Origin of the sequence: Saccharicrinis aurantiacus (assembly GCF_947489045.1) — a bacterium.
In the GTDB taxonomy this organism is placed as follows: domain Bacteria; phylum Bacteroidota; class Bacteroidia; order Bacteroidales; family Marinilabiliaceae; genus Saccharicrinis; species Saccharicrinis aurantiacus.
Genome location: NZ_CANLCN010000024.1, coordinates 20,990 through 33,852, shown reverse-complemented (window position 1 = coordinate 33,852; position 12,863 = coordinate 20,990). Strand labels below are relative to the sequence as shown.

Below are 12,863 nucleotides of genomic sequence, written 5' to 3'. Positions count from 1 at the left end.
ACCTATAAGTATAAACTCAACCCCACCTGACCACCAATATTTATAGTTTTAGTCCTTATTATCGGCACATATTCCGACTGAACTCCTGCATTAATAAACAACCTTTTACTCAACTCATAACTTAACATCAGCCCTAGATCTCCAGATAAACTATAAGGCGTATTTTTTCTCAAATCAGTTGTATAACTATTCTCAAAATACTTACCCTCCAAAATACTTAAATGCTTTAATTTATAGGAGCATCCCCAGTGGGTGCTAACAAAAACATTCCATCTAGTAGAGTGATAAAATCGATACTTCGCTCCTAACCTTAAACTTGCAAGACTTACCTCATTAGACATTGAACCATCAATTGAATCGTTCGAATAGTACTTATTCATCATGTTGATTTCTTGATAGCCTAGTGATAAACCTAGATGAAGACTATTAGAAACTTTATAACTACCCATTATTCCAGCTCCCCAAAAAGTCCCACTACTTTCTTCTGTTAAACCTGCGCCTATTTCATTATTCTTTAGTATTAAAGATGCACCTCCATTCACATACGGTGACAATGAAAATCGATAATCTTTATCCGTAAAACGATTTCTTGAAGTATTTGAATTAAATACATCTAGGTTATGATACCTGCTATTGGTTCGTTTCATCGAACTACTAAATTTAATAATCGGTAACGAAAACCAAGCTTTTGACTTTTTACTTGTTGGCAGCTCTTTATCAGCAGTTGAAAGACTGCCCACGAGGTCACCGTCAGGATGTTCAAGTTGTAGCTCTGGTATAACTGACTCTACTGGCAAGTAACTATCTTTAGGCTTTAATTCCTCATTACCTTTATGCGCTAGTGATGCTATTTTAGACACGTCCTTTTTGTTTGTAGGATGACTTATTTCAACTCTTAGTGGATTAGAAGTAACTTCAGATCCTGGGCTTAAAAACGAAGCTTCAATCCCATCTGGCTCCTCAGATAAAGGTTTAGCACTCGCATATTCTTCTGTAGAATTCTCTTCTTTATGAGTAATATTAATTCCCTTCGCATTCGTATTAATAGAAGATAGTTTGTTGCTATTTTGATGGCTATGAGCAAGTGCCTTCTCACTATATATAGTTGTATTCTGAAGTATCAAACTATCTGTTTCACCTAACCTAGCAATGGTATTTATGTGTTCTTTATTATTCTCTATCTCAGAAACTTCACTTACCGTAAAACTTTCTTCAAAAGTACTTGTACCTTTATTGAAATCCGCGTCCGACCCTTCATATAATACGTATCCAATACCGGTAACAAAAAGTACACTTACCATACTCTTAATCAATACTGAACTATAAACCTTCCCCAAAAATGCTTTGACTGCTCCCCCAATTCCACCAGCATTACTCGCCGCAGTTGATGCTTTTATAGCAACAAGCAGATCTGAAGGAACGCCTGGTTTATATGCGGCGGCCTTTTTTCTCAATATGTTTTCAAACTGCGAATTTGTCATATCCTTTTTTTGTTGCTTTTTCTAATAAAATATGCTGAAATGCCTTTTTAGCTTTAAAGTATTGCGATCGTGAACTAGCTTCCTTAATTTGAAGCATTTCACTAATTTCCTTATGAGAATAACCTTCCACTGCGTATAAGTTTAGGATTGTTCTATAGCCATCTGGAAGATCTTGCATTAAAACAATGAGCTCACTAATATCCAATTCAGCCATACTTGACATGACTATTTGCTCCTCTTCATCACTCACATCAAAGTTTATCTGATCAATACTTACCTCTTGCAGTTTCTTAGTATCTCTAATTTGCTTCAACGCCGTATTGATAACGATTCTTTTTCCCCAAGCCTCGAACGAAGAAATATCTTTAAGTTGGTTTAAGTTATGGTATATCTTTATATAAGCCTCTTGCAAAATATCATCCGCTTCAGAAAATGATTGTGCATACCTACGACATACACCTCTAAACACAGATGCGTGCCTATGATACAGTTCATCAAAAAGCTCCTCTCGTGATTTTCTTTTATTACGCCAGGTTTTAAATATCATTCTAAATAAAGTACTTTACCATTATGCTACAATAAGGAGTACATCTTGTTAAATTCGTTGCCCAAAGTTTTAGATTATTTTATTATTTAACAAAATTAACCCAGACTATAAGTTGCATTTATTAATGAAGAGGTCGAAAATTAACGAACAACACCTTTATTTTTTATTCTTAACTATGGATTTTTTCACTGATAATCAATTCGCTTATCTAGAGCTTTCAATAAAAACATAATCACCCTCAATCAAAATTCAAAAAATGAGGCAACGAAAAATAGTAGTTTGGCTCATTACAATAGCAGGTAGATAAATAGGTTTGTCTAACAACTCATTTACCTACCCTATAACTAAAAACGATATGGATAATCACAATGGTACTATCCGTATTATTTAATAACTCTAAAAAAACAATTATGAATTTCTTTAACAGAGCAATAATATTAGTAGGCATTTTATTTTTGTGGGCCTGTCAAAATGATGATGCCATATCACCTATTCTTGATTTAAGCAATAAAGTATCTGAATTAACAGGTACAAGCCTAAGCGATGCGTCTAAAGATGAAGTGAAAGAAATTGAATGGAAATGTACCAATTGGGACACTAAGTTCTATAAGGGAACTGAAGAGGTAGGAACATGGGATGGATACAGCAAAACCATAAGTGATAGCGAAAAAAACCAAGTTTACAGAATCACAGACGATACCTTTAGTGTTGCTAATGCTGAACCACTAAAAACAAGTGGCGACACTATTAATTATCATTGCCAATGGGATGAAGATGGTACAATAACGATTGATAAAGTTGTTTTTCTATTAAAAAAAGAACAAGAACATTTAGTATTATTTTTTGATACCAAAGATGCAATATCGGTTGCTAAAATATTTAATGTATCCATAGACAATACCTTTGGAGGCGATTTGAATAAGCATGAATTGGAGGGCTTGGGCATCATCAAATTTAAAAAGCACGCTTTTATAAATAAACAAATAGAGGAAATTGAAGCCAATTTATTAATTCAAAGTTTCCACGATAAAGATTTACTATTTGAAACAGTATACAAAACGATTAGTATTAATACCAACAGTTCTATTTTCACCCTCGATGATGCTGAAAACAATAGCACTACATTGGTGAGCCTTAGCAACGAGGAAATAAACTTATCATCAGTAAATCCTCAACGAGCGCAAACATTATTTACACACTTTCTAAAAGCATCACCATTTAACTTCGAAGATATTTCAATTAAAATAGATACCATATCGCATAAGGAAAATACAAGCAATGGGTTTATTGTAAAAGGCGCTAGCATAGAGTCAAACGAAAGGCTTAGCTTTTATATGAACACAGCAAGTGAGGAAGAATATTGGATTAACGAGCCAATTAATACAACCCATACAATAAGTGCCCTTGATTTGGTTCAGGGTTTTATAGATAGAACTCCTTTATTAGGATACACCTTTAATTTTTTAAATAATACAGGTACGGCTTTCAAATATAGATTAGAAGGCTCTGAAGAAGATTTAGCCATTAGGGAAGTGAATATTCTTAACGAAAACGTGGATCTATCGCAACTCAGCAACAAAAATGCAATAGCATTATTTAGCGCATTCCTTAAAGCAGAATCATATACATTTAATTCTTACAACTTATCATTGAGCAATATAAGTCATGATGACGACAAGGATGGTGGTTTTATTGTTAATGGTAATATTACTGAAACGTATGAATCCATCTCTTTCTATTATAATATAAACACCCAAGAAGAAAGTTGGATTTTACCTCCGCGTGCTTTCAAAGAAGAAATAAGCGCAAACGATTTATTTAATAACTTCAACAAGCGATTAAGCATTTCTGGTGGTGTATTTGATAATATGGGTTGGAGCGAAAGCAATACCACTTTTACTATAAATAGCAATACAATTACCCAAAGCAGAAGAATTACCGTATCTGATGATGTAATAAATTTATCCAACTTATCGCCAGAACGTGCTAAAACACTCTTTACAGCCTTTGCCAATAGAAGCCACTTTACTTTTGACAACACTTCTATTATTACTGATAGTATTTCGCACAAAGATGAAACTGGCGGGAGTTTAATTGTTTATGGCACCACTCTTACTGAAAACCAAGTGAGTTTTTACTACAACACCAACGATGAAGAGGAATATTGGATAGTTGCTCCTAATTAAAGATATACTTAACCAAAGTAACAATCCTCATTCAACAGAATGATTGATCAAATAAAAAGAGCCATTCAATACTGAATGGCTCTCTTTAAATATTTTAATACAGAAGCTAATTATACATCAATATTTGCATAGGTAGCATTCTCTTCAATAAACTCTCTTCGTGGTGGTACATCATCACCCATAAGCATAGAGAAAACTCTATCTGCTTCAGCAGCACTTTCAATGGTAATCTGACGTAATGTACGCTCCTCTGGATTCATAGTTGTTTCCCAAAGTTGCTCAGCATTCATCTCACCTAAACCTTTATAGCGCTGTATGTGTACCGAATCTTCTTTACCGCCACCATACTCATCAATAAAGGCTCTACGTTGTTGCTCGTTCCAACAATATTGCTCTGTTTTACCCTTCTTCACCAAATACAAAGGAGGTGTTGCAATATATAAGTAACCGTTCTCTACCAACTCACGCATAAAACGGAAGAAGAAAGTCATAATAAGTGTGGTAATGTGACTACCATCTACATCAGCATCCGTCATAATCACAACCTTATGGTAACGTAATTTAGTAAGATTTAATGCCTTACTATCCTCTTCAGTTCCAATTGTAACACCGAGGGCTGTAAATATATTCTTAATCTCATCGTTATCAAAAACCTTATGCTGTAGGGCTTTTTCTACGTTCAATATTTTACCACGTAAAGGTAAAATAGCTTGTGTAAAACGATCACGACCTTGTTTGGCAGTTCCACCCGCCGAGTCACCCTCGACTAGGAATACCTCACACAAAGCAGGATCTTTCTCAGAACAATCGGCCAATTTACCTGGTAAACCACCACCCGACATCACTGTTTTACGTTGCACCATTTCACGTGCTTTACGTGCTGCATGACGTGCTGTTGCTGCCAATATTACTTTACCAACAATGCTCTTTGCATCCTTCGGATTTTCCTCTAAGTAATGACCTAAAGCAGCACTTACTGCCTGATCAACCGATAAGCTCACCTCTGAGTTACCCAACTTCGTTTTAGTTTGACCCTCAAACTGAGGCTCCTGCACCTTAACAGAAATCACAGCCGTTAAACCTTCACGGAAGTCATCACCACTAATATCAAACTTTAACTTGGCCAACATACCCGATTTCTCAGCGTAGTTTTTTAAAGTACGTGTTAATCCTCTACGGAAACCAGTAAGGTGCGTACCACCTTCAATGGTATTGATATTATTTACATACGAATATACATTCTCGCTAAAAGAAGTATTGTACTGAATGGCTAGTTCTACAGGAACTTCACCTTTATCCGTTTCTATGTGAATTACTTTATCAATTAAGTTTTCACGAGTCTCATCAATAAAAGAAACAAATTCTTCTAAGCCTCTTTCTGAAAAATACTTCTCAGTATGAAATTCACCTTCTTCGTTCTTATCGCGCTCATCAGTTAATGTAATTGTAATTCCTGCATTTAGGAATGACAACTCGCGCATACGATTCTGAAGAATTGAAAACTTATACTCTGTAGTAGTAAAAATAGAAGCATCAGGCGTAAAAGTAACAATGGTACCAGTAATATCTGTAGTCCCTAGTTCTTTTAATTCACCTTGCGGGATACCTATTGAATACTCTTGCTCATAACATTTTCCACCACGGTGTACTTCTGCTTTTAAGTGAGTTGACAATGCATTCACACAAGATACACCTACCCCGTGTAATCCACCAGATACTTTATAGGAATCCTTATCAAATTTACCACCAGCGTGCAATACAGTCATTACAACCTCTAGGGCCGACTTGCCTTCTTTCTCGTGATGATCTACAGGAATACCCCTACCATTATCTTTTACAGAGATAGAATTATCCTCATGAATAATTACATCAATGGTATCACAATGACCCGCTAAGGCCTCATCAATAGAGTTATCTACCACCTCATAAACCAGGTGATGCAAACCCTTAACACCAACATCACCAATATACATGGCAGGGCGCTTACGTACCGCTTCTAATCCTTCTAATACGGTAATACTACTGGCTGAATAGCCTTCTTGTTCTTTATTTTCTTCGCTCATCTAAAAAAACAGCTAAAGTGAAAAATATCTTAATAAAAATAAACCTATTTAAAACTTCTGAGACAAGTGGATTATTGGAGCCTGAGCCTCACATCACACCTATAAAAAAAGCCATACAAATATAACAAAAACAGACTATCCTCAATGGTCAAACAGCCCCTTTTTAAAAGTATTTAAAGGGCCTAAATTGGCTAAAAACGGCTTATAAAAGCATATAATTAACAACACTACCAAATAATCCGTATTTCTACGAGGCCACTTTCTAATATAGGCTAAAAAGCACCTTAAAAGCAATATGCCTTTATGGCAATATTCGAAAGCCTTTACTTAAAATAAGGAAAAACAAAGTAATACTGACTTAAAACAGCAAACAAACCCAAATGATTTTCTTTATTTGCAACAAATAAACTATTTTCGCATTTCCATCAAAAGATGGTAACCAATAAGGTTAAAATCCGTACGCTTGTTGGGTTCTGTTTGGTAAATGCTTGGCATACTAGATGCACATTTCAATCACAAACAGAAGCAACCTACAAACCAATCACTTAGACACACACAATGTGACTGAGCGTGGCGAAGCTGTATTTAACTGCTAGCTCTTAGCGCATATCTAAAACATCAAACTCTAGAGCCTAATAGCTAAAAGCAACAACTAAATACCAAGCTGCAAAACAAGAACTAAGACCTAACTACTAAAATCAAATACATGAATAATAAAATTGCAATAATTGGCCTTGGTTATGTAGGTCTTCCTTTGGCTGTTGAATTTGGAAAAAAGAATCAGACCATTGGCTTCGATATTAATCAAGAACGTGTAAACGAATTACAAAAAGGACACGATCATACCCTAGAGGTAGAAGACAAAGACCTGAAATCGGTTTTAAATACCAAAAACGAGAATAGTGGCTTGTCATTTACTTGCAATATTGATGATCTGAAAGGATACAATATATATATAGTAACTGTTCCTACACCCACCGATAAAAACCACCGCCCCATATTAACGCCGCTCATTAAAGCTAGTGAGACTATTGCAAAGGTAATTACTAAGGGTGCCATTGTTATATACGAATCAACAGTATACCCTGGAGTAACTGAAGACGAATGTATCCCTGTTATTGAGAAGTACTCAGGACTAAAGTTTAACGAAGATTTCTTTGCAGGATATTCCCCTGAACGTATCAACCCAGGTGATAAAGTACGCACCCTAACCAAAATATTAAAAATTACCTCAGGCTCTACACCCGAAGTTGCAGATAAAGTAGACGCATTATACAATACAATTATTACCGCAGGTACACATAAAGCACCCAGTATACGTGTGGCTGAGGCTGCTAAAGTAATTGAAAATAGCCAACGCGATGTGAACATAGCCTTTGTAAATGAGCTATCGCAAATATTTAACCGATTAGGGATTGATACACAAGAGGTATTAGAAGCGGCAGGCACAAAATGGAATTTCCTTAAATTCCAACCGGGTTTAGTGGGAGGACACTGTATAGGTGTTGACCCCTATTACTTAGCTCAAAAAGCACAAGAGATGGGTTATACGCCTGACATGATTATGTCGGCACGTAAACTTAATGATGGCATGGGCAATTGGGTAGCTTCTGAAATCATTAAACTGATGATTAAAAAAGGAGCCACAATAAAAGATAGCCGTATACTAAATCTAGGGATTACCTTTAAAGAAAACTGTCCGGATATACGCAACACTAAAGCAATCGATCTCATTGATGAACTTAAGGAGTATGGTTGCCAAGTGGATGTTTACGACCCTTGGGCAGGTAAAGAAGAAGTACAAAAAGAATATGGTATCAACTTAATTGACACCTATAAAAATCAGAAATACGATGCCATCGTACTCACAGTAGCGCACGACGAATTCAAAAAACTGGATATAGAAAGCCTAAAAGCATCAAACATCACAGTAGTATACGATGTAAAAGCCATATGGGATAAAGCAGTTATTGATGGCCGTCTTTAGTTAGGGATTAGGGGTTAGGACGCTGCGCTTTAGGTGGTAGTGGTTAGGTGCTAGGACGCTGCGCTTTAGGGGTTAGCAATTGAGACTTAGTTCTATAGTTACTAGGTGAACTGTAAAATCCGACAACTCATGCAAGCTGCAAAGCCTAACAACTAAGAGCTAAAAACCGACTAACAAAGCTGCAAAGCCTAACAACTAGCAACTAAGAGCTAAAAACCAACTAACCAAGCCGTAGACCCTAATAACTAACACCTAAGAGCTGAATACTAAGAGCTAAAAACTACGAAGTAAAATGAACTCCTCTTTTAAAGACCTACTTGTTTGGCAAAAGTCCTTACAATTTGCAGATAAGGTAATAGCGAGAACTGAAACTTTAGATACTAGCGCGAAACATTATAGGTTAATTGAACAAATTGAAGCTGCCTCGGCCTCTGTACCGCAAAATATTGCAGAAGGCAAGGGACGTTTCCACCCTAAAGAATTTCGTCAATTCTTATTCTATGCAAGAGGTTCATTGTACGAAACCATTACGCTACTCCACTTATTTGCAATGCGCAAGTGGATAACAAACTCTGAATTAGAAACCTTTGAACAAGAAGCAAACGAAATTGGAAAGATGCTAAACGGATTAATCAATTCAATTAAATATTAGATATTAGGACGCTGCGCTTTAGGTGGTAGGGATTAGGTGCTAGGGCGTTACGCTGTAGCTACTAGGCGAACTGTAAAACCTAGGAACTAACTAACCAAGCTGCAAAGCCTAGCAACTAAAAGCTAATAACTAAGAGCTCACCAACAAGAGCTAAAAACCAACACCTAAAAACTAATAGCTAAATCCTAACAACTATTTCAACAAAAAAAAATGACAGAAGAATACCAATATACAGAACCTTTAAAGGAACGCCATGCCGATATTGAAGCACTAAAACAACTGGCGCTAATTGAAGAGCCCTCTGAAGAAAGCAAGCAAGACTTATTGGAGCTCAGTAATCGACTATTCTTAAATGATTATGAAAGTCAAGATATTGAAGTGGCACGCACACAGTTCTTTGATTTCTGGGATATTGAAATGGATAACTCTGGTATAATACCCATTGAATTAAGTGGTACATCAGATAAGACACATCTAGATCGTATAGATGAAATTATTGATGCCCTGGAGTTTGGCGAAGACTTAAAGTCATTCAATCTAAATAAGTTAGCGGATCAACACCCCGAAATACCATTCTACACTTTGATGAATATTGTAGCTATGGAACTTCAGGGTAAAGAGCCTAATAAAATACTCAAGAAGGTTAAAGAGGCGTGTTCGGTATATCCACAGAACATATTATTAGCGCTACTGCAAGACCAATATCTGATTATTCAAGATAAAGAAGCGGTATTGCTTAACGAAGCAACATTAGAGCAAGGCAGCATGAGCAAGCTAATGAACGGACGCCAACATATGCATCCACTAGAGTTATACATAGCACACGCCGCCCTCTTTGAATTTGTAGCCTCAAAGGAGGACCTACTTTCAACAGATACCTTCCTATTTACAAGCATGGAAGTATATCCCGAGGCAGAAGAGGTATTCAAACAAAAAAGTATGCTGTTAGACTTACACAAGCTAAACTACTGCATTGAGAAATATGCGCCTGAATTGGTGTAATTAATGGTTACTGTGAGAGCTTTAGGGGTTAGGACGCTGCGCTTTAGGGGTTAGGGAGTAGCTATTAGGTACTAGGACACTTCGCTTTAGCCACTAGGCAAACTATAAAACATACCTAAGCCCTAATAACTAGAAGCTAATAACTAAGATGAGAATAAGTGTTGAATATAGTAAGCCCCAAAGTCAATTTAGCGAATTAAGGATTAATTCAGCAAAGTATTTAGCAGACTATGTTATTCGAATAAGTTTTAACGATGGCACAAGAAGAGTTGTTGATTTCAAACCTTTTCTAATCAAGGCACTGCACCCATCTATGAAAAAATATTTAGATGAGAGTAACTTTGCTCAGTTTTCAATCTTAGATGGTAATCTAAACTGGAACGATTACGATTTAATATTCCCAATTTCCGATTTATATAATGGAGAAATAATATCGTGAGTAAGCAAAATAGCCAGTATATGAAGACTGATGGCAGTAGTGTTTTCAAATAGTTTATAATTATACATCTATACCACGATATTGCGTCACTGCGACGAAGGAAGCAGTCTAAAGACGACTAATAATTATTAATGAGCTTTACAGCATTTAAGCTACTAAAGCATCAATCTTAAACGATTCCCCCTTGGCGAAGGGGGTTTATATAAAACTTATTCAAGATCAAGGTAAAAATAGGGGGATTGGTTTTTTTAGCCAGAAGAATGAAGGCAGCAGCAATTTACAGCTCGCCTTGAGATTCCTTCGTTCCTACCAATGACAGAAAATTATATTTACCTGTTTAATAGTGCTTTATGAAATTATCATTAACATCTATTAACAAGTGGCTTGATCCCTGTCATCAACTCATTATGGCTAATTTTTATTGGTTGGCGGCTTGGAATGACGAACAGCATTTAAGCTTATAAATAATCAATTGTAAACAATTCCCCCTTGGTGAAGGGGGCTTATATAAAACTTATCCTAGATCAAGGTAAAAATAGGGGGATTGATTTTATTTAGCCAGAAGTGTGAAGAATGAAGGCAGCAGTGTTTTACAGCTCGCCTTGAGATTCCTTCGTTCCTACCAATGACAGAAAATTATATTTACCTGTTTAATAGTGCTTTATGAAATTATCATTAACATCTATTAACAAGTGGCTTGATCCCTGTCATCAACTCATTATGGCTAATTTTTATTGGTTGGCGGCTCGGAATGACGAACAGCATTTAAGCTTATAAATGGTCTATTTTAAACGATTCCCCCTTGGCGAAGGGGGCTTATATAAAACTTATCCTAGATCAAGGTAAATTATAGGGGGATTGGAATTCAATCCTTAATGTAATTACTACCAAATAATAATCAAAAACAAACAATTTCAGCGCCTCCGTGTTCATCAAGTTACTACAAACGAATCACTATAAACCAATCTAACATCTCTTAACCAAACACAAATAACAACACTTGGAGAATTTAAAAAAGAAAACCACCACTGCCTTTATATGGGACTTTATTGGTCGCATAGGTAACCAAGGAGTCGGTTTTATAGTTTCTATATTTTTAGCACGCCTATTGGAGCCAGAAGAATACGGCTTAATGGCGATGATAAACGTTATTATAGGTATGTCGGCTGTATTTGCCGATATGGGACTAGGCGGCAGCTTAATACAACGTAAGCGACTGCATGCCGTACATTACAACAGTGTATTTTGGTTTAACACCTGCATTGCTGCTACCCTAAGCATTAGTCTTTACCTAGCAGCACCATTTGTAGCACGCTTTTACGAGCGTCCCGAGTTACTCAATATAACCAGGGTAATGTCCTTGTCCTTTATTATTAACGGACTAGCCACCATACAAAACACTTATCTCAAAAAACAACTTATATTTAAGTACTTTGTGCAATTCCGCATTATAGGTGCGGTGGCAAGTGGAATATTGGGTATATATTTAGCCTACAGCGGTTATGGTGTATGGGCGCTTGTTGCACAAACCCTCACGGCCAATAGCATTTACCTTATACTAATATGGATAGTAGCCAAATGGAAACCCAACTTTACCTTCTCATTTAAAGCACTTAAGCAACTTTGGTCCTTTGGGTTTAGAATGTTTTTATCTACAGTAATTCATACTTTGTTTTTACAAATAGATGTTTTAATAATCGGTAAAGCCTACTCTCCTAACCAATTAGGATTCTTTCAACGTGCTAAGGGTTTAAATAATATGATCACAAATTATACCTCAGGAAGCTTAATTTCTGTGTTATTCCCAATGCTTTCACTATTACAAAACAATGATAAAGAATATATTAAAACAGTAAAGAATATACATCACATGTTGGTATTCACAACCTTTGCTATTTCGGGTATATTCTTTCTAACTGCTAAAGATATTATTGTTATACTTTTTACTGAAAAATGGTTACCATCTGTTATTTTTTTCAAAATCCTTATTGTAGGCAGAGGCTTTATTAGTCCTATAAACAGTTTACTTTCAAACATTTTAAGTAGCCGTGGAAATTCCAAAGACTATTTAAGAGTGGATATACTAAAAAAAATAATCTTATTATGCGCATTCCCCTTTCTTTTTTATTATAGTCTAAAAGAATACTTATATGTATTTGTGCTTTGCCTATATATTGGTATGATAATTAACTATTATTATGCCGTAAAAGAATTAAAAATATCCATCCATATTTTTCTTAAACCGCTACTAATAACCGCATCTACGAGTTTCTGTTTAATATTCTCACTAAGCAATATATTAGTCTTTACCAATAACTATTTAAACATAGTGGCTAATATAATAGTTTACACCCTATCTTTTATAGGTATTAATTACCTATTAAAAACTGAGGGTTTATTCTTAATAATTGAAAAAGCAAGAAAAACTATGAAATTATGAATGTTATAAAAATTCACAATATTTAATTGTACTTCACCCATCTCTGTGACTTATAGAATAAATTTT

General features: G+C 35.7%; 9 protein-coding genes. 6 read left to right on the top strand and 3 right to left on the bottom strand.

All coding sequences use genetic code 11. The features are described from left to right. Positions 1–2: 2 nt before the first annotated feature. Both QMO11_RS19510 and QMO11_RS19505 read right to left on the bottom strand, forming a co-directional pair. Positions 3–1,481: a hypothetical protein gene (locus tag QMO11_RS19510; protein WP_282039434.1), complete on the bottom strand. Its 1,479-nt coding sequence runs from the start codon at positions 1,479–1,481 to the stop codon at positions 3–5. After that, positions 1,462–2,028 carry an RNA polymerase sigma factor gene (locus tag QMO11_RS19505; protein WP_282039432.1) on the bottom strand — a complete coding sequence of 189 codons (567 nt, stop codon included), beginning with the start codon at positions 2,026–2,028 and terminating at the stop codon, positions 1,462–1,464. Before QMO11_RS19505 ends, QMO11_RS19510 begins: the two co-directional genes overlap by 20 nt. Positions 2,029–2,438: 410 nt before the next feature. Between QMO11_RS19505 and QMO11_RS19500 the strand changes: the two genes are divergently transcribed. Further along, the gene (locus QMO11_RS19500) at positions 2,439–4,214 is read left to right on the top strand and encodes a hypothetical protein (protein WP_282039430.1); all 1,776 of its coding nucleotides are present in this window, start codon (positions 2,439–2,441) and stop codon (positions 4,212–4,214) included. A 110-nt stretch (positions 4,215–4,324) separates the two neighbouring features. Here QMO11_RS19500 and gyrB read toward each other — a convergent pair whose 3' ends face one another. Then, positions 4,325–6,277, bottom strand: a complete 1,953-nt coding sequence (gene gyrB / locus QMO11_RS19495; RefSeq protein WP_282039428.1) for a DNA topoisomerase (ATP-hydrolyzing) subunit B — start codon at positions 6,275–6,277, stop codon at positions 4,325–4,327. Positions 6,278–6,983: 706 nt separating this feature from the next. Between gyrB and QMO11_RS19490 the strand changes: the two genes are divergently transcribed. The 5 genes from QMO11_RS19490 to QMO11_RS19470 all read left to right on the top strand — a co-directional run bounded on the left by QMO11_RS19490 (position 6,984) and on the right by QMO11_RS19470 (position 12,797). After that, positions 6,984–8,264: a nucleotide sugar dehydrogenase gene (locus QMO11_RS19490; protein WP_282039426.1), complete on the top strand. Its 1,281-nt coding sequence runs from the start codon at positions 6,984–6,986 to the stop codon at positions 8,262–8,264. A gap of 292 nt (positions 8,265–8,556) precedes the next feature. Continuing rightward, the gene (locus QMO11_RS19485) at positions 8,557–8,916 is read left to right on the top strand and encodes a four helix bundle protein (RefSeq protein WP_282039425.1); all 360 of its coding nucleotides are present in this window, start codon (positions 8,557–8,559) and stop codon (positions 8,914–8,916) included. A gap of 210 nt (positions 8,917–9,126) precedes the next feature. Then, the gene (locus QMO11_RS19480) at positions 9,127–9,918 is read left to right on the top strand and encodes a hypothetical protein (RefSeq protein WP_282039423.1); all 792 of its coding nucleotides are present in this window, start codon (positions 9,127–9,129) and stop codon (positions 9,916–9,918) included. A gap of 148 nt (positions 9,919–10,066) precedes the next feature. Next, positions 10,067–10,357 (top strand): DUF2442 domain-containing protein, encoded by a 291-nt coding sequence (locus tag QMO11_RS19475; protein WP_282039422.1) that lies wholly within the window; start codon positions 10,067–10,069, stop codon positions 10,355–10,357. Between the two features lie 1,000 nt (positions 10,358–11,357). Then, complete coding sequence (locus QMO11_RS19470; RefSeq protein ID WP_282039420.1) at positions 11,358–12,797, top strand: lipopolysaccharide biosynthesis protein; 1,440 nt, start codon at positions 11,358–11,360, stop codon at positions 12,795–12,797. Positions 12,798–12,863: the final 66 nt, after the last annotated feature.

Excerpts from the sequence above, each read along its gene's own strand:
- QMO11_RS19510 (WP_282039434.1), bottom strand. The coding sequence starts at position 1,481 with ATGACAAATTCGCAGTTTGAAAACATATTGAGAAAAAAGGCCGCCGCA.
- QMO11_RS19505 (WP_282039432.1), bottom strand. The coding sequence starts at position 2,028 with ATGATATTTAAAACCTGGCGTAATAAAAGAAAATCACGAGAGGAGCTT.
- QMO11_RS19500 (WP_282039430.1), top strand. The coding sequence starts at position 2,439 with ATGAATTTCTTTAACAGAGCAATAATATTAGTAGGCATTTTATTTTTG.
- gyrB (WP_282039428.1), bottom strand. The coding sequence starts at position 6,277 with ATGAGCGAAGAAAATAAAGAACAAGAAGGCTATTCAGCCAGTAGTATT.
- QMO11_RS19490 (WP_282039426.1), top strand. The coding sequence starts at position 6,984 with ATGAATAATAAAATTGCAATAATTGGCCTTGGTTATGTAGGTCTTCCT.
- QMO11_RS19485 (WP_282039425.1), top strand. The coding sequence starts at position 8,557 with ATGAACTCCTCTTTTAAAGACCTACTTGTTTGGCAAAAGTCCTTACAA.
- QMO11_RS19480 (WP_282039423.1), top strand. The coding sequence starts at position 9,127 with ATGACAGAAGAATACCAATATACAGAACCTTTAAAGGAACGCCATGCC.
- QMO11_RS19475 (WP_282039422.1), top strand. The coding sequence starts at position 10,067 with ATGAGAATAAGTGTTGAATATAGTAAGCCCCAAAGTCAATTTAGCGAA.